Origin of the sequence: Chryseobacterium wanjuense, assembly GCF_900111495.1 — a bacterium.
GTDB lineage: Bacteria > Bacteroidota > Bacteroidia > Flavobacteriales > Weeksellaceae > Chryseobacterium > Chryseobacterium wanjuense.
Genome location: NZ_FOIU01000002.1, coordinates 650,805 through 677,110 on the forward strand (window position 1 = coordinate 650,805; position 26,306 = coordinate 677,110).

Annotated in this window: 24 protein-coding genes; 17 read left to right on the forward strand and 7 right to left on the reverse strand. The window is 35.4% G+C overall.

The genetic code is table 11. From position 1 onward, the window contains the following. The first annotated feature begins 2 nt into the window (after nucleotides 1–2). The 4 genes from BMX24_RS14755 to BMX24_RS14770 all read left to right on the forward strand — a co-directional run bounded on the left by BMX24_RS14755 (nucleotide 3) and on the right by BMX24_RS14770 (nucleotide 5,567). Nucleotides 3–2,162, forward strand: coding sequence for a patatin-like phospholipase family protein (locus tag BMX24_RS14755; protein WP_089794006.1), 2,160 nt, complete (start codon nucleotides 3–5; stop codon nucleotides 2,160–2,162). A gap of 4 nt (nucleotides 2,163–2,166) precedes the next feature. Further along, nucleotides 2,167–2,574, forward strand: a complete 408-nt coding sequence (ybeY, locus tag BMX24_RS14760) for an rRNA maturation RNase YbeY (protein ID WP_089794008.1) — start codon at nucleotides 2,167–2,169, stop codon at nucleotides 2,572–2,574. 206 nt (nucleotides 2,575–2,780) lie between these two features. Continuing rightward, nucleotides 2,781–4,643, forward strand: coding sequence for a tRNA uridine-5-carboxymethylaminomethyl(34) synthesis enzyme MnmG (gene mnmG / locus BMX24_RS14765; protein ID WP_089794010.1), 1,863 nt, complete (start codon nucleotides 2,781–2,783; stop codon nucleotides 4,641–4,643). Nucleotides 4,644–4,745: 102 nt separating this feature from the next. After that, nucleotides 4,746–5,567, forward strand: coding sequence for a class I SAM-dependent methyltransferase (locus tag BMX24_RS14770; protein WP_089794012.1), 822 nt, complete (start codon nucleotides 4,746–4,748; stop codon nucleotides 5,565–5,567). A gap of 647 nt (nucleotides 5,568–6,214) precedes the next feature. Here BMX24_RS14770 and BMX24_RS14775 read toward each other — a convergent pair. Then, nucleotides 6,215–7,405 (reverse strand): phosphoglycerate kinase, encoded by a 1,191-nt coding sequence (locus BMX24_RS14775; protein ID WP_089794014.1) that lies wholly within the window; start codon nucleotides 7,403–7,405, stop codon nucleotides 6,215–6,217. Between the two features lie 555 nt (nucleotides 7,406–7,960). On the opposite strand from BMX24_RS14775, the gene rpiB reads away from it, so the two are divergent. Beyond that, a complete protein-coding gene (gene rpiB, locus BMX24_RS14780) occupies nucleotides 7,961–8,395 on the forward strand; it encodes a ribose 5-phosphate isomerase B (RefSeq protein WP_089794016.1) in 435 nt (144 codons plus the stop codon). A gap of 44 nt (nucleotides 8,396–8,439) precedes the next feature. Here rpiB and BMX24_RS14785 read toward each other — a convergent pair whose 3' ends face one another. Then, a complete protein-coding gene (locus BMX24_RS14785; protein WP_089794018.1) occupies nucleotides 8,440–8,670 on the reverse strand; it encodes a hypothetical protein in 231 nt (76 codons plus the stop codon). A 69-nt stretch (nucleotides 8,671–8,739) separates the two neighbouring features. On the opposite strand from BMX24_RS14785, the gene rnr reads away from it, so the two are divergent. The 7 genes from rnr (at nucleotide 8,740) to tsaB (ending at nucleotide 14,999) form a co-directional block, all read left to right on the forward strand. Next, complete coding sequence (rnr, locus tag BMX24_RS14790) at nucleotides 8,740–10,893, forward strand: ribonuclease R (RefSeq protein ID WP_089794020.1); 2,154 nt, start codon at nucleotides 8,740–8,742, stop codon at nucleotides 10,891–10,893. A gap of 68 nt (nucleotides 10,894–10,961) precedes the next feature. Continuing rightward, complete coding sequence (locus BMX24_RS14795) at nucleotides 10,962–11,648, forward strand: LysE family translocator (RefSeq protein WP_089794022.1); 687 nt, start codon at nucleotides 10,962–10,964, stop codon at nucleotides 11,646–11,648. After that, nucleotides 11,645–12,574: a S66 peptidase family protein gene (locus tag BMX24_RS14800; RefSeq protein ID WP_089794024.1), complete on the forward strand. Its 930-nt coding sequence runs from the start codon at nucleotides 11,645–11,647 to the stop codon at nucleotides 12,572–12,574. The genes BMX24_RS14795 and BMX24_RS14800 overlap by 4 nt, the downstream gene beginning before the upstream one ends. Before the next feature lie 3 nt (nucleotides 12,575–12,577). Beyond that, the gene (locus tag BMX24_RS14805) at nucleotides 12,578–13,000 is read left to right on the forward strand and encodes a hypothetical protein (protein WP_089794026.1); all 423 of its coding nucleotides are present in this window, start codon (nucleotides 12,578–12,580) and stop codon (nucleotides 12,998–13,000) included. Nucleotides 13,001–13,015: 15 nt separating this feature from the next. Continuing rightward, nucleotides 13,016–13,387: a YraN family protein gene (locus tag BMX24_RS14810; protein WP_089794028.1), complete on the forward strand. Its 372-nt coding sequence runs from the start codon at nucleotides 13,016–13,018 to the stop codon at nucleotides 13,385–13,387. A 93-nt stretch (nucleotides 13,388–13,480) separates the two neighbouring features. Continuing rightward, nucleotides 13,481–14,230 (forward strand): SDR family NAD(P)-dependent oxidoreductase, encoded by a 750-nt coding sequence (locus BMX24_RS14815; RefSeq protein WP_089794030.1) that lies wholly within the window; start codon nucleotides 13,481–13,483, stop codon nucleotides 14,228–14,230. Nucleotides 14,231–14,318: 88 nt separating this feature from the next. Beyond that, nucleotides 14,319–14,999: a tRNA (adenosine(37)-N6)-threonylcarbamoyltransferase complex dimerization subunit type 1 TsaB gene (gene tsaB, locus BMX24_RS14820; protein WP_089794031.1), complete on the forward strand. Its 681-nt coding sequence runs from the start codon at nucleotides 14,319–14,321 to the stop codon at nucleotides 14,997–14,999. 19 nt (nucleotides 15,000–15,018) lie between these two features. Here the strand turns inward: tsaB and porW are convergent, their stop codons facing one another. The 4 genes from porW to BMX24_RS14840 form a co-directional block, all read right to left on the reverse strand. After that, a complete protein-coding gene (porW, locus tag BMX24_RS14825; RefSeq protein WP_089794033.1) occupies nucleotides 15,019–17,658 on the reverse strand; it encodes a type IX secretion system periplasmic lipoprotein PorW/SprE in 2,640 nt (879 codons plus the stop codon). A gap of 87 nt (nucleotides 17,659–17,745) precedes the next feature. Next, a complete protein-coding gene (locus BMX24_RS14830) occupies nucleotides 17,746–18,300 on the reverse strand; it encodes a Maf family protein (protein ID WP_089794035.1) in 555 nt (184 codons plus the stop codon). A gap of 10 nt (nucleotides 18,301–18,310) precedes the next feature. Beyond that, nucleotides 18,311–18,829, reverse strand: a complete 519-nt coding sequence (locus BMX24_RS14835; protein WP_089794036.1) for a KdsC family phosphatase — start codon at nucleotides 18,827–18,829, stop codon at nucleotides 18,311–18,313. Continuing rightward, nucleotides 18,819–19,568 carry a Rossmann-like and DUF2520 domain-containing protein gene (locus BMX24_RS14840; protein ID WP_089794038.1) on the reverse strand — a complete coding sequence of 250 codons (750 nt, stop codon included), beginning with the start codon at nucleotides 19,566–19,568 and terminating at the stop codon, nucleotides 18,819–18,821. The genes BMX24_RS14835 and BMX24_RS14840 overlap by 11 nt, the downstream gene beginning before the upstream one ends. Nucleotides 19,569–19,892: 324 nt before the next feature. Here BMX24_RS14840 and BMX24_RS14845 point away from each other — a divergent pair, with 324 nt between their 5' ends. The 5 genes from BMX24_RS14845 to BMX24_RS14865 all read left to right on the forward strand — a co-directional run bounded on the left by BMX24_RS14845 (nucleotide 19,893) and on the right by BMX24_RS14865 (nucleotide 23,877). Continuing rightward, on the forward strand, nucleotides 19,893–20,444 hold the full coding sequence (locus BMX24_RS14845; RefSeq protein ID WP_089794040.1) for an RNA polymerase sigma factor: 552 nt from the start codon (nucleotides 19,893–19,895) through the stop codon (nucleotides 20,442–20,444). An 18-nt stretch (nucleotides 20,445–20,462) separates the two neighbouring features. Further along, nucleotides 20,463–21,092, forward strand: coding sequence for a hypothetical protein (locus BMX24_RS14850; protein WP_228404867.1), 630 nt, complete (start codon nucleotides 20,463–20,465; stop codon nucleotides 21,090–21,092). 8 nt (nucleotides 21,093–21,100) lie between these two features. Continuing rightward, on the forward strand, nucleotides 21,101–21,622 hold the full coding sequence (locus tag BMX24_RS14855; RefSeq protein ID WP_089794727.1) for a hypothetical protein: 522 nt from the start codon (nucleotides 21,101–21,103) through the stop codon (nucleotides 21,620–21,622). Nucleotides 21,623–21,723: 101 nt separating this feature from the next. Next, nucleotides 21,724–22,752 (forward strand): glycine zipper family protein, encoded by a 1,029-nt coding sequence (locus tag BMX24_RS14860; RefSeq protein ID WP_089794042.1) that lies wholly within the window; start codon nucleotides 21,724–21,726, stop codon nucleotides 22,750–22,752. Nucleotides 22,753–22,845: 93 nt separating this feature from the next. Next, nucleotides 22,846–23,877 carry a hypothetical protein gene (locus tag BMX24_RS14865; RefSeq protein ID WP_089794045.1) on the forward strand — a complete coding sequence of 344 codons (1,032 nt, stop codon included), beginning with the start codon at nucleotides 22,846–22,848 and terminating at the stop codon, nucleotides 23,875–23,877. 32 nt (nucleotides 23,878–23,909) lie between these two features. On the opposite strand, the gene BMX24_RS14870 is transcribed toward BMX24_RS14865, so the two are convergent. Next, the gene (locus BMX24_RS14870; RefSeq protein ID WP_089794047.1) at nucleotides 23,910–26,198 is read right to left on the reverse strand and encodes a GH92 family glycosyl hydrolase; all 2,289 of its coding nucleotides are present in this window, start codon (nucleotides 26,196–26,198) and stop codon (nucleotides 23,910–23,912) included. Between the last annotated feature and the right edge of the window lie 108 nt (nucleotides 26,199–26,306).

Consider the following 26,306-nt stretch of genomic DNA (forward strand, 5'->3'; position numbering starts at 1 on the left):
CTATGAGAAAGCTCCTGATCATTTTATTCGTATTTCAATTGCTTTTGATCCAGTCTCAGGTAAAGAAAGATCTGGTGATTCCTAAAAATCCCAAAATCGGACTTTCGCTTGCAGGCGGCGGAGCCAAAGGATTTTCTCATGTAGGTGTCCTTAAAGTACTGGATTCTCTGGGAGTAAAAGTAGATTATATCGCCGGAACCAGCATGGGAGCAATTGTAGGTGGTCTGTATGCTTCGGGATATTCCGGAAAGGAAATCGAAAAAATTGTGATGGATACGGATTTTTATTCCCTCATTTTAGATCCGAAAGCCACGCGCCAGGAAACAACTTTCTTCAATAAATCTGTCGATAAATATCTTTTATCAATTCCACTCAAAAACGGAAAAATCACCCTTCCCTCTTCCATAAGCACCGGACAAAAAAATGTCTACCTCCTGAAAGAACTTTTCAAAAACGTATCAAATATCAACGACTTTTCAAAACTTCCCATTCCTTTCATGTGTGTTGCCACCAATCTTGAAAGTGGAAATATGCAGATTTTCGAAAAAGGAGATCTGGTACAATCCATTATGGCAAGTTCAGCATTTCCTTCGTTGATGGATCCCGTGAAAATCGGTGACAGCATTTACATAGACGGAGCTATGACCGTAAACTATCCCTCAAAGCCATTAAAGGACAAAGGAATCGATATCGTGATCGGCGTGGATCTTAACCAGGATTTGGCAAAAAGAGAGGATTTAAACAATATTATCGCGATTCTCAATCAGATTATTGATATGGGAATCAAAAAAGATACCCGAAAGCAATACAAATACACTGATATTAATATTAAGCCTAATTTAAAAGGCATGACCGCAACAAGCTATGATGACAAGAAAAAAATTCTCGACAGCGGCTATGCGGAAGGCTTAAAATACACCCATATATTAAACGAATTACCAAAACGTCCTTTTGACCGGCTCCGAGAAAAAGTAAATCCTATCTATTCCAATGTCTATAAGATCGACAGCATTGAAGTCGTCGGAAGCCGGATTTATGGTAAAAATTATGTCTTGGGTAAAATGGGACTCAGACTTCCTTCCATGCAGACGTATGGAAGCATTAATAAAAAAATTGATAAGCTTGTAGCAACCAATAATTATAAGTTCATTAATTACGATATTATTCCTGAAAACGAATCCAATTACCTGAAGCTATATGTAACGGAAGATGACACACGGCATTTCCTGAAATTCGGTTTGCATTATGACGAAATTTTCAAAACAGGATTGCTTCTGAATTATTCTGCCAAACGTCTTCTTTTTAAAAACTCAAATCTTTCCCTGGATGTCATTGTAGGTGATAAGCCAAGGTATTATTTAAACTATTTTATCGACAACGGATATATCCCAGGCTTTGGTATTTATTCTTCCGGAATGAGCTTTAATATCATGGACGAAAATAATTATGACATCGATAAATGGGAATGGTTCAGGAATGAAGCCTACATCCAGTCTATCTGGAGAGATAAATTCGCCATAGGAGGCGGAATTAGCCACGATTACTTCGATGCCGAGGACAATGGTAATAATAAACGTTATAGTCGATTTTTGAACCCTTATGTGTTCTTAAAAAGCGATACACAGAATGACAAGGACTTCCCTACCCGCGGAATTTACATCAACGCAGAAGGAAAAGTCATAGATCTTATGAAATCTGAAGTGGATAAAAGGCTGGTTCAGGTAAAAGCCGATATCAGAATTAACATTCGTGTGGCAAAACATTTCACATACCGATTGAATCTCTACGGTGGAATTACCATCGGGGAAAATCTTCCACAGTTCTACCAATATCGATTGGGAGGAATCTTCGAACAGAATGTTGTTAATTTTAAAAGTTTTTCCGGATTCTATTTCGGTCAGTTGAATACCAATAATGTGGTTTTAGTTTCAAACGATCTTCAGTTTAGGTTTAATAAAAACTATTTCATCAGCGGAAATTTCTCCTTTGCAAATCTTTCCGATGATCTTACTTTTGAAGATGCCGTAAAATTAAATTACAGCTCATTCGGAATCACCGCAGGATACAAATCTCCTTTCGGGCAGATTAAAATTAATTTCAGTCACTCACTTAAAAATAATCAAAAAGGCATATTCAGTGTTATTTTAGGGCACTGGTTTTAAAACAATGATACAATTCTTTTACGAAAACTTACCCGAAACTGTAAACACAAACTACAAAACATGGCTGGAAGATATCATTCTTTCGGAAGGAAAAAAGACGGGAGAAATCAATTATATCTTCTGTGACGACGAATATCTCCTGAAGGTAAATCAGGATTATTTGCAGCACGATTATTATACAGACATCATTACATTCGACTATGTAAAAGGCAAGACAATAAGCGGAGAGATTTTCGTATCTTTGCAGCGCATTTCAGACAACGCTTCTACTCTATCCAAAGAATATGAAGAAGAGCTGAGAAGAGTTTTGGCTCACGGCATACTTCATCTTTGCGGATTCAAGGATAAAACCGAAGAAGAAGAACTGTTGATGCGAAGCAAAGAAGATTTTTATTTAGCAAAATACAATTAATGTTTCTATTTTTTTTAGAAGCTTAATCCCGCTCTCCGCACTCGCTTTTTTTCTTTTTCAAAGAAAAAAGAGCTCAGACAAATGCTGCGATCGGGGCTAAATAAGCCCCATTACAGGCAATTTCAGCTTGTAAATTAAAACAATGTTTCACGTGAAACATTTATAGAAAAGATTAAAATTTAAGGCTTAAAACAAGCAATAAGAAGATGATTTCAGAAATATATGATGTAATCGTAGTTGGTGCCGGTCACGCAGGATGTGAAGCAGCAGCTGCAGCAGCCAACCTAGGTTCGAAAACCCTGCTTATCACAATGAATATGCAGACTATCGGGCAAATGAGCTGCAACCCGGCAATGGGAGGCATTGCAAAAGGGCAGATCGTAAGGGAAATTGATGCTATGGGAGGTTATTCAGGGATTGTAGCTGACAAATCGGCTATTCAGTTTAAGATGCTGAACCTTTCCAAAGGTCCTGCCATGTGGTCTCCAAGAACACAGAACGATAGAATGCTTTTCGCAGAAGAGTGGCGTTTGGCGTTAGAAAATACACCAAATCTTGATTTCTTTCAGGATATGGTAAAACAGCTTATTGTAGAGGATAACAAGGTTGTAGGCGTTGTTACTTCATTAGGAATTGAGATTAAAGGACACTCCGTAGTGCTTACCAACGGAACCTTCCTGAATGGATTAATCCACGTTGGAGATAAGCAATTAGGTGGCGGAAGAATGGGCGAACCAAGAGCTTTTGGAATAACAGAACAGCTGGTTTCCTTAGGTTTTGAAGCAGGAAGAATGAAGACCGGTACTCCACCGCGAGTAGACGGAAGAAGCCTTGATTATTCTAAAATGGAAGAACAAAAAGGAGATGAAAACCCTCAAAAATTCAGTTATTTAGATACTCCTAAATTAACCAAACAATTAAGCTGTCATATCACTTACACCAACGAAATTGTACATGATATTTTACGTGAAGGATTCGACAGAAGCCCAATGTTTAATGGTACAATCCAGAGTTTAGGACCTAGATATTGCCCAAGTATAGAGGATAAAATCAATCGTTTTGCAGAAAGAACAAGACATCAGCTTTTCGTAGAACCGGAAGGCTGGAAGACTATTGAAATCTATGTAAACGGGTTCAGTTCTTCTCTTCCGGAAGATGTTCAGGTGAAGGCGATGAAGCATATTCCGGGATTCGAGAATGTAAAAGTATTCCGTCCGGGCTATGCAATTGAATATGACTACTTCCCTCCTACTCAGTTAAAGCGTACTTTAGAGACAAAATTGATCAATAATTTATACTTTGCAGGACAGATAAATGGGACAACAGGATATGAAGAAGCAGCCGGACAAGGACTGATTGCCGGGATTAATGCTCACAATAAAGTACACGAAAAAGATGAATTCATCCTTAACAGAGATGAAGCATATATCGGAGTTTTAATTGATGATTTAATCACAAAAGGTACGGAAGAACCCTACAGAATGTTTACTTCCAGAGCAGAATACAGGCTTCTTTTAAGACAGGATAATGCAGATATCAGACTTACTGAAAAGGCGTATAAATTAGGTCTTGCGAAAGAGGACAGATTAAAAAGAGTTGAAGAGAAAATCACTAAGAGTGAGGAACTTGAAAGCTTTTTAAGAGAAACTTCTTTAAAGCCGGGAGTTATCAATCCTATCTTAGAAACTATCGAAAGCAGCCCTGTTGATCAGGCTTTCAGAGCAGCTCAAATCCTTACCAGACCTAATATGACATTAGAAAAACTGGACGGGATCGACTTCATTAATGAAGTTTCTTCCACCTATGATGATGAAGTAAGAGAGCAGGCAGAAGTAAATATTAAGTATAGAGGATATATCGAAAAGGAAAAAGAAAACGTAGCCAAGCTGAACCGTTTGGAAAATATTAAAATTCCAGAAGATTTTGACTATTCAAAGTTATCGAGCCTTTCCAGCGAAGCGAAGCAAAAAATGGCAAATGTAAAACCAAAAACCATCGCACAGGCCGGAAGAATAAGTGGTGTTTCTCCTGCAGATATCAATGTTTTATTGGTTTATTTAGGGCGATAAGAGCACTATGTTTCACGTGAAACATAAGAACAATTTGAAATAAAATTAATTGAAATTAGAGGCTTACAACAGCCTCAATTTCATTTTAAATAGAATATCATAATGAAAATTAAAGATCATTTTCTTTCACAGGAAATATTTGAAATTAAAGAAATAGAAACCAAAGGGGTTTTTAAAACCTCCCCTATTCCATCCAATATTTCGAAATACTATGAAAGCGAAGATTATATTTCTCATCATCAGGATTCAGGAAGTATAAAAGAAAAGCTATATAAATTTTTACAATCATTCAATCTTCAGTATAAAAAAACAATTCTTTTAGACAGAATTAATAAAGGATCTAAGGTTTTAGACTATGGATGCGGAGCCGGAGAATTTGTAAAATATATAGAAAATGATTTTCAGACTTTAGGATTCGAACCCGATGCTGATGCAAGAAAAGCAGCACAAAGTAAAATTACAAAAGCTCAGATTTTAGATAATATTAATGATATTGAAGATGAAAGTCTGGATGCAATTACACTTTGGCATGTCTTCGAGCACGTGGAAAATCAGGATGAAATGCTGGAAATTTTCAATAAAAAGTTAAAAGAAAAAGGTCTACTAATTATCGCTGTTCCCAACCCTACTTCTTATGATGCAAAACATTATAAAGAATATTGGGCAGCATATGATGTACCGAGACACATTTATCATTTCTCAAAAAAAGGCATGGAAAATCTGATTTCAAAAAAGCCGAACTGGAAAATGAGAAAAATTAAACCACTGATTTTAGATTCTTATTACATCTCCATGTTGAGCGAAAAATACAAAAAATCTCCTCTTTTTTGGCTAAAAGCTGTAGTCTATGGAACAATTTCTAACGTAAAAGCCCTTTTTTCGAACGAATTTTCAAGTTTGATATACATTATCGAAAAAAAGTAGAAAACCGAATTTTGACCTATTTCTAAAGGTCAATTTTTCGCATTTTTGGTATAAATTTTAAAAAACTCAGGAAAATTTCCTGAGTTTTTATTTTTTAAGCTTCTTAAAAAATATTTATAATTTTTTTTTCAAAGAAATTTTTTATTGTGATTTAGAAATTTTAATGCTTCTCCCCTATGACTAATTATTTTTTTATATTCAAAAGATTTTTATTGTTTTTAGATTTACAAAAATTATTAAATGTTTCGACTCCGCTCAACATGACCCGGGTAGATCACATTGATAAAATTAAACTCTTAGCATTAGTGATGTCATGTTGAGCGGAGTCCAAGCATCCAAATAAATTCAATGAAAAGAAAAACAATTAGAAATCAGAATTAACATAAAAAAGAAAAAATAACAAAATCACGAAAAAATCCAGTTACAAAATGCAAATTCTTACAAAAACACACCTTTTAAAGCCTCAAATTTTTTTAAAAAATAAATATTCAAAAAAGATCTGTTTTTAGATTTTAAATATATTTCTGAAAGTCAATTTTTGACACTTTTTTAATTTTTCCTATTTTTTTAATAGATCCTTATTTTAAGAAAAACAAAAGTCCACTGAAAAATTCAGCGGACTTAAAAATATTTAAAATTAAATTATCTTAATTATTAATCGCAGCAACTCCCGGAAGTTCCAACCCTTCCAGACTTTCAAGCATCGCTCCTCCACCGGTAGAAACATAACTTACTTTGTCTCCATAACCGAACTGCTTCACGAAGGCAACACTGTCCCCTCCTCCTACAAGTGAGAAAGCTCCTTGTCTTGTAGCTTCAGCAATACTTTCACCTAGAGCAATCGTTCCTGCAGCGAAGTTTGACATTTCGAAAACCCCGATCGGCCCGTTCCAAAGAATTGTTCTGGAATTTAAAAGAACATCATTGAACTGATCTCTGGATTTCTGACCGGCATCCAGTCCCATCCATCCTTCAGGAATTGCATAGATATCAACTTCTTTTCTGTCGGCATCATTACTGAAACTTTCGGCAATAATGGTATCAGAAGGAAGATATACTTTTACATTATGTTCTTTTGCTTTTCCTAAAATCTCAATTGCAAGAGGTAATTTATCTTCTTCCACCAATGAATTTCCTATCTTCCCACCAAGAGCTTTAATAAAAGTAAAAGCCATTCCGCCACCAATGATCAGGTTGTCAATAGCAGGTAAAATATTTTCTATAATGGTAATTTTAGTTGAAACTTTAGAACCTCCAAGTATCGCAGTTACAGGGCGTTCGCCGCTTTTTAAAACTCTGTCAATCGCCTGAAGTTCTTTTGCCATCAGTAAACCGAAAAATTTAGTTGAAGGAAAAAACTTAGCAATTACAGCTGTAGAAGCATGTGCTCTGTGAGCCGTTCCGAAGGCATCATTTACATAAGCATCAGCCAATTTAGAAAGCTTTTCTGCAAAGGCTTCATCACCTTTTTCTTCTTCATTATGAAAACGCAGATTTTCCAATAAAAGGATTTCCCCCGGCTTAAGCTCTGAAGAGGCCTGTTCAGCCTTCTCTCCTATGCATTCGTCTACGAATTTTACTTCCTGACCCAATACATTGGATACTTCTTCTACAATATGTTTAAGAGAAAATTCATCTTTCACCTCTCCTTTAGGTCTCCCCAGGTGAGCCATCAGAATCACGGAACCTCCGTCTTTAAGGATTTTATCGATAGTTGGCTTTACCGCCACAATTCTTGTATTGTCTGTAACTTTAAGCTGGTCGTCCTGCGGAACATTGAAATCCACCCTTACCAGAGCCTTCTTGTCTTTAAAATTGAAATCATTGATTGTTTTCATAAATAACCTAGAATTTTCTTTTCACAAATGTAAGATTTTAAAATTTTGGAAAAGCTGCAACCCGACAAAAGTTTTCAAAAACTTTCCCGCAGACCCAACATTCACTAATCAACATTTATCTCTTTTATAAAAAAAAAGAATATGTCATTGTTGTTGAGTGTTGTGAATTTAGGGGATAAGTTTTTTTGAAATACTTCATAACACTCAATTTTTATTCAATTCATATTTAATTAACAATATAATTTGCTGTAAATCTGATTTTTCACTTGGTTACTAACAAATATGGATAACTTTTCCCCAATTCCCTTTATTAATAACCGGTTTATGGAAAAGACATAGAGTAACTGGAAAGAAGTTTTTGAAAATTGTGGTTAAAATTTTTGTTGCGAAATTTCATTAGTGATTTTTTTAATGTTACGAAACATTTATTTCACCGAAGTTATCCACAGTTATTCACAATGCTTTTCACAATTTACTCCCGAAAGACTAACAAGCATTATTATTATTTTTATCTTTGTAAAGAAATAAATCTAAAAAAGACTTAATACAAGTACTATGAAAAGAAAAATCGCTATTGCAGCTGACCATGCAGGTTTCGAATATAAAGAGATTGTGAAAAAACATCTTTCGGAAAACTTTGATGTTCAGGATTTTGGAACGTTTTCCACAGACAGTGTGGATTATCCTGACTATGTACACCCTGCCGCAACGTCTGTTGAGAACGGTGAAAATGAATTGGGAATTTTGATCTGCGGAAGCGGAAATGGCGTTCAGATCACAGCTAACAAACATCAGAAGATTCGTTGCGCGCTTTGCTGGATGCCGGAGATTGCAAGCCTGGCAAGACAGCATAATGATGCGAATATGATTTCAATACCTGCGAGATTTATCTCTAAAGAACTGGCGATAGAAATTGCAGACAAGTTTCTCTCAACAGATTTCGAAGGAGGAAGACACCAGAACAGAGTTGATAAAATTGCATTTTGCTAAACATATAAAGGCTTGTAAATCACATTACAAGCCTTATTTATTTTTTATTTTGTATCTTTGTACCGTTCAATAGAATTTACCAGTCTATTATTCCCATGTAAACCTATAGAAATATTTAAAAGATATTTAACAGAAGGTTTTTCTCCCCTCTTCTCCATATTTGTAGTATTTTTATACAGCAGTAAAGCTTCCATTGTGAAATATTTGGAAGGAAAATTGATGTTGTTGAATAAAAGAGTAAAGTTTAAAATAAATATTAAAATTGTCTTTACCATATATTAAGATAATTTTAAAATGGTTTTAATTATATATTAAAACTGTAACTAATTAATAATAAAATTAATATGCCAAAAAAAAGAAAATATATAAGTCATAAAAATGATTTGAAACTTATGGAAATCGGAAGATTGATCCTGCGTTTCATGAACGAAAATGCGACGAAAATTTATAACTATAAACAGATCGCAGACGGAATAGATTATAAGAATCCAAGACAGAGAGAGCTTGTGGTTCAGGCTTTGCATAAACTTCAGGCTTCAGAAAAAATAAAAGAAGCAGAAAAAGGAAAATATATTGTCAACCTCAATATTGCAGGAACATTGACAGGAATTATCGATTTCAACCAATCCGGAAATGCATATGTAGCCGTAGAAGGGCTGGAAGACGATATTTTTATCCATTCTAAAAATGTAAAGGATGCATTGCAGGGTGATAAAGTTTTAATTATCACCTATAACTATAAAGGTAAAAAGCTGGAAGGATCGGTATTGGAAGTTCTGGAAAGAGGAAGAACGGAATTTGTGGGAACTTTTCAAAAGGTGGCTCATAAAGATTTTGGGTTTGTTGTTTGTGATAAAAAAACAATTAATACCGATATTTTTATTCCGAAAACTAAATTTAACAGTGCCGAAGACGGCGACAAGGTGATCGTAAAAATGACAGAATGGAGGCCGGGAGATAAAAATCCGGAAGGCGAAATTATTCAGGTTTTGGGAGCTCCCGGAGAACACGAAACGGAGATCCACTCTATCCTTGCAGAATACGGTTTGCCATACGAATTCCCTGAAGAAGTGGAAAGAGATGCTGATAAAATCGACAGAAGAATCACTGATGAAGAAGTGGCAAAACGTTGGGATATGCGAAATATCTGTACCTTCACTATCGACCCGAAAGATGCAAAAGACTTCGATGATGCTTTATCCATCAGGAAATTAGAAAACGGAAACTGGGAAATCGGTGTGCATATCGCAGACGTTTCTCATTATGTGATTCCGGGAACGATGCTGGATGACGAAGCTTATCAGAGAGCGACTTCCGTTTACCTTGTAGACCGTGTGGTACCGATGCTTCCCGAAGTTTTGAGTAATGATGTCTGCTCACTTCGTCCAAATGAAGATAAATTTACATTTTCAGCCGTTTTCGAATTGGACGATAATGCCAAAATCCAGAAGCAATGGTTTGGAAGAACGGTTATTCATTCCGACAGAAGATTTACGTATGAGGAAGCTCAGGAAAGAATTGAGACAAAACAGGGAGATCTTCAGGAAGAAATCAATGTATTAGACAGATTAGCCAAAATCATGCGTGCAGAACGTATCAGAAAAGGTGCAATTACCTTTGACAGAAGCGAAGTTCGATTTAATCTTGATGAAAATAATGAACCGGTTGGAGTATATTTTAAAATAAGCAAAGACTCAAACCATTTGATCGAAGAATTCATGTTGCTTGCGAATAAAAAAGTGTCTGAATTTGTTTCATTAAACAGAAAAGGAGATATCACTCAGAATACCTTTATTTATAGGGTTCACGATGATCCGGATCCTGCAAAACTGGAATCTTTGAGAGATTTTGTTTCGACTTTCGGATATAAAATGGATCTGGCAAATACGAAAAAAGTTGCTGAATCTTTGAATAAATTATTACACGATGTCAAAGGAAAAGGCGAAGAAAATATGATTGAAACACTAGCCATGCGAAGTATGAGCAAAGCGGTGTATTCTACAGAGCCGATCGGTCACTATGGTCTTGGTTTTGAATATTATACGCACTTCACCTCTCCTATCCGACGTTATCCGGATTTGATAGCCCACAGACTGCTTCAGCATTATTTGGACGGAGGAAAATCTCCAAACAAACCGGAACTGGAAGAAAAAGCGAAACACTGCAGCTCCATGGAAAGACTGGCAGCAGATGCAGAAAGAGATTCTATCAAATACATGCAGGTGAAATTCATGGAAAAATATTTGGGAGAGACTTTCAATGGAGTAATTTCAGGAGTGGCAGAATTTGGATTCTGGGTAGAAATTCCTGAAAATGGTGCAGAAGGTTTAATTAAATTAAGAGATCTGGTAGACGATTCTTATATGTTTGATGCCAAAACTCACGCTGTATACGGGATGAGACACGGCAAAAGATATCAATTGGGAGATAAGGTGCAGATCAAAGTGGTGAAAGCAAACCTGATTCAAAAGCAATTGGATTTTAAGATAGTTGATTAATTAAAACATAAAGTTTAAATTTGTATAAAATGGGATGAGATTAATTTTTCATTTTAAAAAAATACTGAATGTTTGAACTTATTTTATCTGCTATCGTATTAGGATTTATGCTGAGTCTGGTTTTCATAGGACCTATATTTTTCCTTTTAATTGAAACCAGCTTTTCCAGAGGTCCGAGACATGCGCTTGCGTTGGATATTGGAGTGATTTCCGCAGATCTTCTGTGTATTCTGGCAGCGTATTATGCGAGTGCAGATATTGTAACGTTGATAGATAAACATCCTGGTTTTTACAGGATTACAGCGATACTCATTTTTATTTACGGTATTGTCATGATGGTCACCAAAACCAAAATGCACATGCCCGGTGAAGAGAAAATCATTAATCAGAATTATTTTAAAACTTTTATTAATGGTTTTTTCTTTAATCTTCTCAATGTAGGAGTGATCCTATTCTGGCTGGTAACGGTGATTTCCGTGAGAAATCAATATCCGGATACCGGCAATTTTATTTTATATATCGGAGTTGTGATCGCCACATACCTTTGTATTGATCTTGCTAAAATCTTCCTGGCAAAGCAGTTTCACGATAAATTGACACAAAAATTGGCCAACCAGATCAGAAGAATCGTGGGTGGCATTCTTATCATATTCAGTTTCTTTATCTTTTTACAGAGCTTCAAAAAATTCAATCAGTTTGATAAACGTTTGGAAGAAGCAGAAAAGACCGAAGTAAAATATCAAAAAGCAAAATGAAAAAAATAATCTTTCCGAAATCACTTAAAAAAGGTGACAAAATAGCCATAATTTCCCCTGCAGGAGCCGTAGATGAAACCCAATTGACAAAGGGAATCGAAATGATTAAAAATAAAGGTTTCGAACCTGTCTTGGGCGAACATCTTTATACAAAATTTTCCAACGGGTACAATTATGCAGGCACGGAACAGGAAAGAATAAAAGATATCAACTGGGCTTTGAATGACCATGAAATCTCCGCAATCTGGGCTTCCAGAGGAGGTTATGGTTGCCAGCATCTGGTTGAACATTTAAAACTTAAAAATTTCACTAAAAATCCTAAATGGTACATCGGCTATTCTGATAATACAGTGATCCAGAGTTATTTATTGAAAAAAGGCTTTGCTTCCATTCACGGACAAACCGTAAAAACTTCAAGTTTCGGAGTGACGGATGAAAGTTATGATCTCATTTTTGATATTTTAAAAGGAAAAACTCCAAAATATAGCTTAAAATCGCATCAATTTAATAAAACGGGTTCTGCTGAAGGAGAATTGGTTGGAGGAAATTTGGCCTTGATCTATGCGCTTTTAGGAACCAAATATGCCTTTGACTGTAAGAATAAAATTTTATTCATTGAAGATATTGGCGAAAATTTTTATGCTCTGGATCGAATGATCATGAGTCTGGAATTGGCCGGAGTTTTTACTAAAATTTCAGGGTTAATTATCGGCGGAATGACCAACATGGGCGATGAAAAAGAAAACAAACAATACGAAGACAGCTTTGATGAATTCGCTTACAAATTAATATCAGACAGAATTTCTAAGTATCATTTTCCGGTGGTTTTCGGTTTTCCGAATGGTCATATTAAAGATAACCGTCCTTTAATTATCGGCGGAAATGTGAAATTACAAGGTAAGGATAAGGTTAAGATTGAGTTTTAAGATATGATCAATAAAGAGAATATTGAACCTATACATGTCACTAAAAATGTGATAAAGGGTATTCTCTATATTTTATTTCTTTTGATTTTAGCTGTTTATTTTATATTTTTTGATAGAAGTTTGAAACTAGAACATACAGAAGAATGCCCCTGTGCAGACTCAAAATATACTTTGTATCAATATAAAGACAGAGGAACTTTATTGGAAAGAAATAAATATGATTTGAAAGATTTTAAAACATTTAAACTGGAAAATCGATTAGGTTTTACAGTTGATAAATTGACACATCTTGATATTATGAAATTAAACGATACAATCTCAAGAAGAAAGCAAAGAGGAACAAAACCTTTTGGAATGCAGTTTTATTGGGATTGTAAAAATAAAGAAGTCTGGATCTCAGAAAAACATAAACTATCTTTTCAATAACCCTCCAACTCAAGCATGGCTACACACAACGATCTCGGAAAACTGGCAGAAGATTTAGCTGCTGAATTTTTATTAAAAAACGGCTATAAAATCCTGGTAAGAAATTTCCGTTTTCAGAAAGCTGAGATTGATATTATTGCTGAAAAGGATAATTTAATTATTGTAACAGAAGTAAAAGCCCGGTCAACAGACGCTTTTATGCTGCCTCAGGAAGCGGTTACAAAAACAAAGATTAAGTCGATAGTTTCCGCGGCAAATCATTATCTGGAAGAATTTAATAAAAACCAGGAAGTAAGATTTGATATTATTTCCGTGCTTCCGGACGAAAAAGGAAAATTAATTATTGAACATATACCTGATGCTTTTGAAGCATTTGACGCCAATTGATATAATGTAGTAATGTATCAATCTAGCAGTTTACCAATGATTGTTACATTGATAAATTTTTAGACTGGTACATTTAAAAATTGAAAATTTTTTATGAAAACAATATTAGTCACCGGAGCGACTTCCGGAATAGGGAAATCAACTGCGGAACTTTTTGCGAAACAAGGAAACAGAATCATTATCTGTGGGAGAAGATCCGAGGTTTTGGAATCATTAAAAACAGAACTTTCTGCCTTCACCGAAATATTTAGTTTAAAGTTTGATGTAAGGAATTTAGAAGAAGTGGAAACCGCGATCACTTCCCTTCCCGAAGAATGGAAAAATATTGATGTACTGATCAATAATGCCGGGAATGCCCACGGTTTGGATCCTCTTTCTGCAGGAAAAACAGACGACTGGGATTCTATGATCGACGGAAATGTAAAGGGACTTTTATATGTTTCAAAAATGATTATTCCGGGCATGAAAGAAAGAAATTCCGGACATATAGTAAATATTAGTTCAGTAGCTGCAAGACAGACTTACGCGAATGGAGTCGTTTATTGTGCGACGAAAAAAGCTGTCGATGTTATTTCCGAAGGAATGCGAATAGAATTAACTGAATTCGGAATTAAAGTTACCAATATTCAACCCGGAGCTGTGGAAACAGACTTTTCTATGGTGAGATTTAAAGGTGACAGCGAAAAAGCTTCTACAGTTTACGCAGGTTATGAACCTCTAAAGGCTGAGGATATTGCCGATTCCATCGCATATTGTGTAAATGCACCGAAACATGTGTGTGTTTCAGATATGACGATCTATCCCACTGCTCAGTCCGAGCCGAGAACGATTTACAGAAAATAGTATCAAAATAATGACTTAAATTTGCAGGAATATTAGCATTTTATTCATTAATAAATTGTTCTACTGTTAAATTGTTACATTTAAAAAAATGAAAATTCTATACATCGAAACATCTTCAAAAAACTGTTCTGTGGCTATTTCAGATAATGAAAAGCTGCTTTGTCTTACCGAAGAAGTTTCCGAAAATTATAAACAGTCCGAAAGTCTTCACACCTTTGTAGAATGGGCTTTGGAAGGAGCCGGAATTTCAATGAAAGATATTGAAGTGGTTTCTCTGGGCAAAGGTCCGGGTTCTTATACAGGATTAAGAATCGGGGCATCTTCTGCAAAAGGGTTTTGCTACGGACTGAAAGTTCCTTTAATTGCCATAAACTCTCTTGAAACGATGATAGAGCCTTTTTTAGGCCAAAACTATGATTTTGTAATCCCTTTGATCGATGCCAGGAGAATGGAGGTCTATACCGCAGTTTACGACGGAAAAACGGGGAAAGAAATTTCTGAGACGGAAGCCAAAATTTTAGATGAAACTTCGTTTGAAGAATTTAAAGATAAAAAAATACTATTTGTAGGAGACGGCGCAAAAAAAGCCAAGGAGATTTTACAGCTTCCGAATGCTGATTTTAATGAAGATGTCTACCCTTCCGCACAATATTTAATCAGAAAAACCATGGAGAAGATTGATAAAAAAGAGTTTGAAGATGTAGCCTATTTCGAACCATTTTATCTGAAAGATTTTCATGGGGTAAAGAAAAAGAAAAGCGAAGATTAATTCTTCGCTTTTTTCTTTTTTATTGTGGTTTCGACGGCATTGTAGCCGGATTCAGTATTTGTTGTTGATTATTATTTTGTTTTTTCGGTGGTTTGTTGCTGTTACCGCTTGATGGCTGCATTGGTTGAGGATTATTCATTTGACCAGCCGAGTTTTCCGGAACTCCTATACTGTTAGGTTGTTGCGGCTGTTGCGGAGTATTATTAGCTGTGTTTACAGCAGTTTGAGGTATTGAATTTCCTTTGTTATCCGTTGCCTGAAAGCTCAGGTCGCTTTTCAGATAATTAAGCATTTCTTTGGCCTTTTCTCCTTCCGGGGTTTTCCCGTAGTTTAAAGCAATTTGTTCCAGCTGGAGGATCATTACCTCTTTCCCACTCGCTTTTCCTGCATTGAAGGCATTTAACAAATATAATTTCGGAACCAAAGCATCTTTCGGATATTTCTGGATGGCCTGTTCTATAATATCTTTACTCTCCCCGAATTTCTCAGATTCATACAAAGCAAAAGCCTGTTTGTATTGATTTTCCACATCTTCTGAAGATTTCACAAAAGTGGTGTTCTTCGGGTTTCTCGCAAATTCTGCATAGGAAGTATATGGATAATCGGTCAATAAGATCTGTTTTGCTCTTTCTGCTGCCTGCGGATTTTTCAGATAATTCATGGCAAAAATCTCGTATAAAGCCTGCAGCATTACTTTTTCTTCAGGTTTTACATCGACAAGGTCATACAAGGTTTTGGTAGCCAGCGGGGTGTTTGTAAAGTAATTCTGATACATCACTCCCAGTCCCAGAGAAGCGGTATCTCTGTCTTTTTTCAGTTGGCTCAATTTTCCGGCATCTGCAGGAATCTGTTCGATGTAGAAAGCGGGCTCAAAACGTCTAGGATTCGGTACGTCTGTCGTTCCTAATGCTTCGTTTTTCATATCATCGATAGTAGACATTTTTTTGGAAAAACGCCAGTTGTCGACCAATGCTCTGTCTCCCCACGTTTGTTTAAAGGTAGAAGTTCCTTTGCTTACGGTTCCGGTATTGGCAAAATAAAAACCTTTTGTTGTTACTCCAAAATCTTCGAAAGCATTCGAGCTGTTAGCAAAAATTGAAGTTGAACTGTAATCTCCCGTATCGAAACCTTTGCTTCTTTCTGCACGTCTTCTTTCCAGTTCTTCTTTCTCTTCTTTAGCTTTTATTTTAGCAATATATTTTGAGAAAAAATCCGTTTTCTGTTCTGTAGTCATTTTGGCTAAGTTCAGAATACTGTCATTTTTCTTAATTAAATAATAATTTCTGGAGATCTTTTTAATGTAAGTCGATTGATCTGCCAGAAGAACTTTTGATGGTTCATACGTCATCACAGCCAAAGCGGAATCGTAGTAAACACCGGCTCCGATATAGTCATTTTTATCTAAAAATCCTTTCCCTATTTCATAATAAGCCAGCCCGCGGATCTGTGGATCTGAAACTTTTTCTTTTAAAGATTTTCTGAAATAGTCCTGAGCTTCGTCTTTTTTTCCGGCTTTATTGGCCATTAACCCCAAAGCATAGTAAAATTCGTTCTTTCTTGAAGCGTAAGTTCCTTTTTTACTGATGTCTTCAAGATATTTTTTAGCACCGCTGTAGTCACCTTTTCCGTTAAACGTTTTGGCGGTTTCGATTTGAGATTTTACTTCAAATTCAAAATCATTGGCATACTTGTAAGCTGCCATGAAGCTTTCTCTGGCTCTTTCCGGCTGATTTAAATTGGTTAAAACCTGCCCTCTCAAATAGGCAATTCTACTTTTCAGTTTTCTGTTGCTATTAAGTTCATAAGCGTTATCCAATTCTCTTACAGCTTCTTCTTTTTTTCCTGCATCCAGAAGAGATTCGGCGTAGTAAATACTTAAAAGTTTTTGATAATCTTTATCAATTTTTTCCCCTTTTAATTTGGCAAAAGTTTCGTGAGCTTTATGATAATTTTTAATCTGATCGTACGCTAAACCCTGATAGATTCTAGCTAAAGGAAGCCTTTTATCATCCTTCATGTGGGTGAAAACATAGTTCAGGGCATCCAAAGCTTCCAGAGATTTTCCTCTGTAAATTCTTGCCTGCGCAAGGATCATATATGCGTCGAAAATTTTCTTGTTCTGCTCTTCTCCGTGTTTAATCACCGAATATTTATTAATTGCTTTTAAAGCTTTCGCTTCCGCAATTTCCAGAGAGGTTGCTCCGGTTTGTTCGGGTTGTTCTTCTGAATCTTTGCCTAATCCCATTTTATCCATTGCCCCGTTTACAGCTCCGGATAATGTAGGAGCCCCGGTTCCTCCAGACATCGGATTTCCGGGCATTCCCGGAGGGCCTCCTCTTCCAGGAGTGTTGTTTTGAGGACGGTTTACTTCCGCCATTTTCATGGAGTTTTCAGCAAAAGCTGAAGATTGCCCCAGATCACTTCCCAACGGTTGATCTTCGTACGTAAGGATAGGAATATAAGGCGCATAAAAGTTGTCTTTGTGTGCCTTATCTCTTGATTCGAACTCATAATTCAATGCATCTTTTGCATTAAAAAGTGTGTTGTAGTATGTGGAAAATCCTTTCATGAACTTCGATCGCTGATCCGGCCTCTTGGTTTTTGTGGCACAAGAAGCAACGATACAAAGCGTTAAAAGGAATAAAATATTCTTTTTCATTATTTCAATATAACTCGCTAATCTACTTTTTATTATCAGTAGGTTTGATGATTTTGTAAAAATAATAAAATTTTATATTGAAACTCTTTATATTTCTTTCAAAATTTTGTAAACCAAATGGGTAGGAAGTCCCATAATGGTATAAAAGCTTCCGTTCATCTTTTTGATTTTCGCCATTCCAAGCCATTCCTGGATGCCGTAGCTTCCTGCTTTGTCGAAAGGTTTATAATTTTTAATATAAAATTCTATCTCATCATCTGTAATCTCATCAAATTCTACATCCGCTACATCAGTTTCTGTGATGGTTTTTTCTAAAGTTTTAATGGTAATTCCTGTATATACCTGATGGGTTTTGCCGGATAAAAGCTTCAGCATATTTTTGGCATCGTCTTCATTCTGTGGTTTTCCAAGGAACTGATTATCAATGGCGACTACTGTATCTGCCGTCAACAAAACTTCATCTTCTTCCAGTTTCCGGAATGCATCTGCTTTTAATTCAGATAAATAGGCTGCCGACTCTCCTACTTTGATATGTTCAGGAACAATTTCTTCACAATCGATTTTTACAACTTCAAACGCAAAACCCAAGCTTGAAAGCAATTCTTTTCTTCTGGGAGATTGTGATGCTAATAATAATTTCATTTTCAATTAATTAAACAGATTGTGTATTATCATCATGCCAGTTTCCCTGTACTTTCATTACCTGTTCGATCACATCACGTACAGCCCCGCTTCCACCCTGTTTCGGAGAAATATAAGTGGCAATTCCTTTGATTTCAGGAACTGCATTTTCCGGGCAGGCTGCAATGGCAGAGTTTTCCATGATATGTAAATCCGGAAGATCGTCTCCCATCGTTAAAATTTCTTCGTTTTTAAGATTATATTTTGCTTTAAAATCTTCAAAATCTGCCATTTTATTGTGAGACTTCGGATAATAATCCTGAATCCCAAGATAATTGATTCTGTGTTTTACCATCTCATCATTTCCTCCCGTAATGACCCCGATTAAATAATTGTTTTTTAAGGCTTTAACCACTGCATAACCATCTAAAACATTCATCACTCTCGACATATTTCCTCCGGGCATCAGATACACGCTTCCGTCTGTGAAAACACCGTCTACATCGAATACAAATGCTTTTATATCTTTTAATTTTTCTTTATAACTCATACATTTTTTGGATAGAATGATTCATTGTTTTATAGATCTCCAGACTTTCGTCTTTTAATAATTGCTCATGTAATTCCAGAATTCTTTTGTCGTTTCTTACAGCCGGACCGGTTTGTGCCGATTTTGGATCGATTTCATGAATTTTTTGAACTGTTTCATCTATTAACGGTAAAAAATAATTAAAAGGGATTTCCTGAGAATCGGAAATTTCTTTCGCCCTGGAAAAAAGATGATTCACAAAATTGCAGGCAAAAACAGCTGTAAGATGAATATATTTTCTCTTTTCGTGGGTACTTTCCATGACATTTTTGGAAATTTTAGAGGCAATTTCAAACAGGGTTTTTTTATCCTCTTCATTTTCTGTTTCAATAAAAAAAGGAATGTTGGAATATTCCAATTCTTTAGATTTTGAAAAAGTCTGCAAAGGATAAAAGCTTGACTTTCTGTACTCTCCTGCTAGAATTTCTTTTGGAAGCGAACCAGAGGTATGCGCAACCAGACTGTCTTTTTTAGTAATGATTTTAGAAACTGTTTCAACAGCATTGTCACTTACACAAATGATGTACAGATCTGCATCTTCCAGTTTTTCTGTGGAGAATGGGATTTTTAATTCATCAGAAATTTTATTCAATTCTTTTTCATTCCTTCCAAAAATTTGAGTCAAAGGAATATTATTCAGAACAAAAGCTTTTGCCATGTGATAGGCAACATTTCCGGAACCGATAATTACAATTTGCATATAACAAAGATAAGGTTTTTAGGACAGGAAGATGGATGCGGGAAGGGGGAAGTTTTATGATTCGGATTTTTATTTTGATTTGATGTTATTTCAGGGCAAGGATTTTTTACATTAAAAAAATTTCTCGCAGATTTTTCAGATTACACGGATGTTTGTGTTTTATAGATATATATCCACTGTGAAGGGAAGAATCGGAATTATTATTAAGATCATTTAAGCAACAGATTTAAAATTTTTTATAAATAATTAATTTATTGGACTAAAAATTGAATAAGTAATTTAACTTTCAGTTATTTTTGTAATCCAAAACAATGAAAGCATCTTATGAAGATTAAGGACGCGGAAATTATTTCGTTGATGCAAAGTCCACGAACTCAGGAAAAAGGAGTTCGTGCTTTAATGGATGCTTATCAAAGCAGATTGTATTGGCACATAAGAAGAATTATTGTAGACGGAGATCTTGCTCAGGATACTTTGCAGGAAACTTTTATTAAAGCTTATCAGAATTTTCACCAGTTCAAAAACGATAGCCAGTTGTACACATGGCTGTACAGAATCGCTACCAACGAAGCATTACAGCAAATAAATAAGTTGAAAAAAATGCAGAAAACTGATGAAGACCCTGAGTATCATATGCAGAATCTTGTAGCTGATAATACAGACGGAGATGCCGAAGAAATACAGATATTGCTGCAGAACGCTATACATAGCCTGCCTGAGAAGCAGAAGCTGGTATTTATGATGCGGTATTATGATGATTTGCCTTACGAAGAAATATCGAAAATTGTAGATATGTCGGTAGGAACTTTGAAAACGAATTATCATTATGCCAAACAAAAAATAGAAGAATATATTAAAGAGAATTACGAGAGATAATTTTTGAGAAACAACAAGATGAAAGATTTTGATCTAGAAAAATTAGAACGCAAAAACATCTATAAAGTCCCTGAGAACTTGTTTGAAGACATTCAGGGGAAGGTGTTGAGTGGTATAAATGATTTTGATCTAGAAAAATTAGAACGTAAAAATATTTATACAGTTCCTGAAAATCTATTTGAGAATATTCAGGAAAAGGTGATGACTCATGTACAGCCTGCAAAAAAAGCACCTATTTTTAAGCTAAATTGGGGATATGCTGTGGCTGCATCATTAGCTTTGGTTTTCGGATCGACTTTTGTTTTCAATTCTGTGAATGATACAAAAGATCCGGCAGAATCTCAGGCATCTTATGCTTCGAAATCTCAGGAACCAAAGACAGAAAGCGAAGTCGCTTATGAAACTTTAAAATCTGATTTAACTTCTGTTGAAAATAACAATCAAACAGTTGAAAGTCAAGATAATAATAGATCTTTTGCTCAGGATAACACAACCGTAGAACAAAAGGCAGAAACAAAAACAGTAAAACCTGTTTCGAAACAGCAAGAAACTCAAATAAACGAGTATCTGGATTCTTTCTCTAATTCCGAAATTACGGAATTGGCAAGCAATTCGACTCAGGATGTTTATTTGGATTTATATAACTAATGAGAAAGATGAAAAAGATATTATTTACGCTTTTTATTATTTATGGTTTTGGCTTAAATGCCCAAAGGACGGATTACGACTGGAAAAAAATGGACCCTAAACAAAGAAAAGAAGTAATAAACAATCTTTCTCCTGAAGAAAGAAAGGCGCTTCTTACCAAGTTCAGGAATAACATGGTGATGGATAATCTGGACATCGATCCGAGCGATAAGGCAGAATTTACAGACATTTACAACGAATATCTGGAAAGCCAGAAACAGATTAAAAGTCAGTTTAATTCTAATTTTAATCCTGAATCCTTATCGGATGAAGAGGCGAAAGCCAAGCTTCAGCAAAGCTTTGAAGTAGGGCAAAAATTATTGGATAATAGAAAAAAATATGCTGATAAAATGCAGCAGGTAATTCCTTGCCAAAAAGTCTTGAAGCTGTTTCAGTCTGAGGGAATGATGAGAGATAAGATGAACGAAAGAAAACCTCGAGGAAACGGAAGCAATAGCAGCAATGCTTTGAGACCTAGACAAAACCCATAATAGTTTATTTTTTTAATGTTGGACGACTCTTGCAATTTATTGTGAGAGTCGTTTAATTTTAAATTAATTCTTAGTTTTGCAAAAATTTAAAACATAAGTTGATGAAAAAAATTATTGTATTCTTTTTGTTCTCAGTTTTTCTTTCTGCGCAGAAAACAGAAATTATTGAATTAAAAGAAAATATAAAAGACAGGAAGGGACTTACAAAATCCCTTACGTTAATTGATAACAGAGCAGATAAAGAGATAGGTAAAGTCTCTAATAAAAAAGGAGAGGTAGAAATAGAACTTCCTGAAGGAGACCTTAAAAGCTTTATTGAAGCCTGGTTTGCACAAGACAACAAAGTAAAAGGAAATAATGATATTGTTTTAATGCTTGAAGATTTAAAAGTCTACGATGAACAGGCAGAGAATGATATAATAATGTATGCAAAAGCTAAAATAAAAATTTCAAGTTTCTTAAAAAGAAATGACAAATATTATTTTATCAACCGTTTTGATAATGTAATTGTCTGTGATCCAAAAAGAACGGCAAGCGTTTCAAAATATTTATCTCTTACCATTGAAGAAATACTTGCAGAATTTATTAAAACCTCTTATTCCGGTCCGGTTTTAAGTCAATATATTGTTGAAAATGATATAGCAAATTATAATGCTGATTTCAGTAAGAACAACAAGTCATTAAATCAGGAACTAAAAAATGGTGTTTATTTGAATTTTAAAAGTTTTTCTGATCAGAAACCTGCTGAAGGATATTATTTTGAAAAAAATAAAAAAGGAAAAGTAGTGAGGATAAAAAATCAAGAAGATCTTACCATTTCTTTGGGTGAAACCTTTGGCTATGTAGATGGAGGTATAGCATACAGATTAATTCCTACAGGCTTTCAGGAAATGAAAAAAGATGAAAAAGGATATTACATTATCACATCCAGAGCTCAGCTTTTCACAGAAAAAAGTGGAAACGGAGCTATGATTGGAGCTATCGCAGGTGGATTGGTAGGAGCAGCCATTGGTGCGGCCATTGATTCTGGTTCTAATATAGCAGCAGTAAAGGGTTTTGGTTTTAAATCTCCGACTATGACTAAGGTTTATATCGATTCTTTAACAGGGGCATATATTTTTACTAAATAAACTGTAAGATAAAAAACAGTCTTTTTCAAATTTTGAAGGCTGTTTTTGTTTTAAATTAATTCTTAGTTTTGTAAAAACTTAAAACATAAGTTGATGAAAAAAACATTTTTCTTTTTACTCTTATCTTTCTTATTATCTGCTCAGAAAACAGAAACTATAGACCTTTCAAAATCTATTAAAGACAGCAAAAACTCTATTAAAACATTTACAGTAATAGATCAAAGACCCAATCAGGAAATTGGAAAGGTGATGTATCATAAAGATTCGGTACGTATTATTTTTGAAAACAATGCTTCAAAAGATCTTCAAGACTGGTTTTATAAAAACAATCCTGTAAGAGGTCAGAATGATATGGTTCTTTTACTTGAAAACTTAAATATTTCGGAAGATAAAAAAGAAAAATATTCTATTGGGAAACTTGAGTTAAGAGCAAGTACTTTCATTAAAAAAGATGATGGGTATCATTTTGTTTATAGGATAGATACAGCCGCAACAGTTTCATCACGTACTACACCGTATTTAGCACAAAGTTTGGCAAAAAAAGCGACACTTATTTTTACAGATTTATTTAAAAGTTCTTATAAATTAGAGCCTTGGGAATATACTGTTTCAGAAAATGAACTTCCAAATTATACTTCTTTGTTAAAAGATAAGCTTGATATTTTAAAGACAGACAGTTTAAAGGATGGAGTGTATAAAAATTATTACAGCTTTTTCACCCACAATCCTGAACCCGGTTTTACTATTGAAACCAATTCAAAAGGAGTCGTAACAAAAGCAGTTAACGGAGAGAAAAAAGAGCCTATAAGAAACTTCTATGCATTTGTTCATAATGGAATTCCGTTTAAGGTAATTCCTGTCGGTTATGTTGAAATTTTCAGAGATGATCAAGGGCTTTTTATTGAAGTAAAAAAAGAAGAACTTTTCCCAGAATCTAATAGTTCTTTTATCATGATTGGCGGTGGCGTTGCAGGCTTGGTAGGAAGTATTGTTGCTAATGTGGCCATTGTGGCCATTGACTCGGGTGCAGCCAAAAAGAGAAAAGCTATGGCAGGAACTGAAGTTTCGCTAGATCCTCTCACAGGACATTATATCTTACCTGAAAACTTCAATAAATCTAAATAATAAAAAGAGAGACAAACCGTCTCTCTTTTACTTTATTTTTTATCCGTAGAATAAGAATAAGGAAAATCTTTTTCGTTCGTTCCCCGGTTTTTATTCGGCTTGTCATCCATATTGAACTGTAGAGTAGCACCTTTCAGCAGTTCTGCATGACTCAGCCAGTTTTTAGAGTAAGTCTGACCGTTCATGTTTAATGATTTTACATAACGGTTTTCATCGCTGTTATTATCAGCTTTAATTTCTATAGTTTTTCCATTTTCTAAATGAATCGTTGCTTTTTTAAACAAAGGAGCCCCCAAAACATACTGATCCGTCGCCGGAGTTACCGGATAAAAACCAAGTGCCGAGAAAATATACCAGGCTGAAGTCTGTCCGTTATCTTCATCGCCGCAATATCCGTCCGGAGTAGGCTGATATAGTCGATTCATCGTTTCGCGAACCCAATATTGCGTTTTCCAAGGCTCTCCGGAATAATTATACAAATAAATAATATGTTGAGCAGGCTGATTTCCATGAGCATATTGCCCCATATTTGCATTCACCATTTCCTGAATTTCGTGGATTGTTGAACCATAATAAGAATCATCAAAAACAGGAGGCATTTCAAAAACTTTATCCAAATTTTTCGAAAACTCTTTCTTTCCGCCCATCAGTTTTGCCAATCCTTCAATATCCTGAAAAACCGACCAGGTATAATGCCAGGAATTTCCTTCCGTAAAAGCATCTCCCCATTTGAAAGGATTAAAAGGAGCCTGAAAACTTCCGTCCTGATTTCTTCCGCGAGCCAATTTTGTCTCAGGATCAATAACTTTCTGGAAATTTTGTGAACGTCTGTAATATTCTCCCCACTCGGATTCCGGTTTTCCTAAGGCTTTTCCTAATTGTGCAATGGCGAAATCATCATAAGCATATTCCAAGGTTCTTGCTGCATTTTCATTTATTTTTACATCGTAAGGAACATAGCCCAATTTTTTATAATATTCAATTCCCAGTCTTCCTGTTGCTTGTGGACCTTCATTATTTGCACCATGAAGCAAAGCCTGATATAATGTTTCGATATCATACCCTCGAAGACCTTTCATATATGCATCGGCAACGACTGAAGCAGAATTATTTCCAATCATAATATCAGAATACGAAGGACTCGACCATTCCGGAAGCCAGCCGCCTTCTTTATAATCATTAATTAAACCTTTCTGCATTTCAACATTGATGCTTGGATAGACCAGATTCAAGAAAGGGTAGAGCGCTCTGAAAGTATCCCAGAAACCTGTTCCTGCAAAACGATATCCAGCCTCCGTTTTTCCGGAATACGGACTGTAATGCACAACTTCTCCGGCTTTATTAATCTCATACATTTTGTGCGGAAAACAAAGCATTCTGTACAGAGAAGAATAGAACGTTCTCATCTGGTCGATGGTTCCGCCGGCAACTTCAACTTTTTTTAATTTTTCATTCCATGCAGATTTTGCTTTTTTAAAAGTATCATCGAATGAATCTTTATTGAGTTCTCTTGCTAAGTTTAATTCTGCCTGTTCCAGACTGATGAATGAAGAAGCAACTTTTAAATTCACTTTTTCGCCTTTTTTTGTTGCAAAACCAACAACAGCGCCGCAATGATCTCCTGTAATTTCCAAGGCATCTTTTACAAAATCTTTATCTTTCCAGGTTGAATATTTTGTGAAAGGTTTATCAGCATAAATCACGAAATAATTTTTAAAACCTACCAATTTTCCTCTGGAATATCTTGTCGAATAACCAACAATTTTCCCCTGAGACGGAATAATGGTGATGCTCGAACCTTTATCAAAAGCATCCACCACAAACCACGAATTTTCAGAATCAGGATAAGTCAATCGCAATTGAGCGGCTCTTTCCGTAGGCGTAACTTCCGCGGTTACATTATGATCAGCCAGGTAAACACTGTAATAATATGGTTTTGAAACTTCTGATTTGTGTGAAAACCAGCTTGCTCTTTCGTCTTCATTAAAACGCATTTTTCCCGTTACAGGCATAATGGAAAACATTCCGTAATCGTTCATCCAAGGTGATGGTTGGTGCGTCTGTTTTATTCCACGGATCTTATCGGCATCGTAAGTGTATTGCCATCCGTTTCCGTTTTTTCCGGTCTGGGGGGTCCAGAGATTCATTCCGTGTGGAACTGCGACGGCCGGATATGTGTTTCCGTTTGACAACGATGGTTTTGAAAGTGTTCCGATCAAAGGATTTACAAATTCTTCAGGATTTTGTATTGCATTTTCAACCCACTGCGATTTCAGCTGCGTGAAAGGAACAATGAAAAGGAGTAAAAGAACTTTTTTCATGAATTAAAATAAGTTTTGGCTAAATTTAAAAACAAATATCACCAATAATTTCACAAATTACACAATTAACATTTGTGTTTTTAGTGTTAAAAATTTGTGCGATTTGTG

Coding starts and splice junctions, on each gene's coding strand:
- BMX24_RS14755 (WP_089794006.1), top strand. CDS start 3: ATGAGAAAGCTCCTGATCATTTTATTCGTATTTCAATTGCTTTTGATC.
- ybeY (WP_089794008.1), top strand. CDS start 2,167: ATGATACAATTCTTTTACGAAAACTTACCCGAAACTGTAAACACAAAC.
- mnmG (WP_089794010.1), top strand. CDS start 2,781: ATGATTTCAGAAATATATGATGTAATCGTAGTTGGTGCCGGTCACGCA.
- BMX24_RS14770 (WP_089794012.1), top strand. CDS start 4,746: ATGAAAATTAAAGATCATTTTCTTTCACAGGAAATATTTGAAATTAAA.
- BMX24_RS14775 (WP_089794014.1), bottom strand. CDS start 7,405: ATGAAAACAATCAATGATTTCAATTTTAAAGACAAGAAGGCTCTGGTA.
- rpiB (WP_089794016.1), top strand. CDS start 7,961: ATGAAAAGAAAAATCGCTATTGCAGCTGACCATGCAGGTTTCGAATAT.
- BMX24_RS14785 (WP_089794018.1), bottom strand. CDS start 8,670: ATGGTAAAGACAATTTTAATATTTATTTTAAACTTTACTCTTTTATTC.
- rnr (WP_089794020.1), top strand. CDS start 8,740: ATGCCAAAAAAAAGAAAATATATAAGTCATAAAAATGATTTGAAACTT.
- BMX24_RS14795 (WP_089794022.1), top strand. CDS start 10,962: ATGTTTGAACTTATTTTATCTGCTATCGTATTAGGATTTATGCTGAGT.
- BMX24_RS14800 (WP_089794024.1), top strand. CDS start 11,645: ATGAAAAAAATAATCTTTCCGAAATCACTTAAAAAAGGTGACAAAATA.
- BMX24_RS14805 (WP_089794026.1), top strand. CDS start 12,578: ATGATCAATAAAGAGAATATTGAACCTATACATGTCACTAAAAATGTG.
- BMX24_RS14810 (WP_089794028.1), top strand. CDS start 13,016: ATGGCTACACACAACGATCTCGGAAAACTGGCAGAAGATTTAGCTGCT.
- BMX24_RS14815 (WP_089794030.1), top strand. CDS start 13,481: ATGAAAACAATATTAGTCACCGGAGCGACTTCCGGAATAGGGAAATCA.
- tsaB (WP_089794031.1), top strand. CDS start 14,319: ATGAAAATTCTATACATCGAAACATCTTCAAAAAACTGTTCTGTGGCT.
- porW (WP_089794033.1), bottom strand. CDS start 17,658: ATGAAAAAGAATATTTTATTCCTTTTAACGCTTTGTATCGTTGCTTCT.
- BMX24_RS14830 (WP_089794035.1), bottom strand. CDS start 18,300: ATGAAATTATTATTAGCATCACAATCTCCCAGAAGAAAAGAATTGCTT.
- BMX24_RS14835 (WP_089794036.1), bottom strand. CDS start 18,829: ATGAGTTATAAAGAAAAATTAAAAGATATAAAAGCATTTGTATTCGAT.
- BMX24_RS14840 (WP_089794038.1), bottom strand. CDS start 19,568: ATGCAAATTGTAATTATCGGTTCCGGAAATGTTGCCTATCACATGGCA.
- BMX24_RS14845 (WP_089794040.1), top strand. CDS start 19,893: ATGAAGATTAAGGACGCGGAAATTATTTCGTTGATGCAAAGTCCACGA.
- BMX24_RS14850 (WP_228404867.1), top strand. CDS start 20,463: ATGAAAGATTTTGATCTAGAAAAATTAGAACGCAAAAACATCTATAAA.
- BMX24_RS14855 (WP_089794727.1), top strand. CDS start 21,101: ATGAAAAAGATATTATTTACGCTTTTTATTATTTATGGTTTTGGCTTA.
- BMX24_RS14860 (WP_089794042.1), top strand. CDS start 21,724: ATGAAAAAAATTATTGTATTCTTTTTGTTCTCAGTTTTTCTTTCTGCG.
- BMX24_RS14865 (WP_089794045.1), top strand. CDS start 22,846: ATGAAAAAAACATTTTTCTTTTTACTCTTATCTTTCTTATTATCTGCT.
- BMX24_RS14870 (WP_089794047.1), bottom strand. CDS start 26,198: ATGAAAAAAGTTCTTTTACTCCTTTTCATTGTTCCTTTCACGCAGCTG.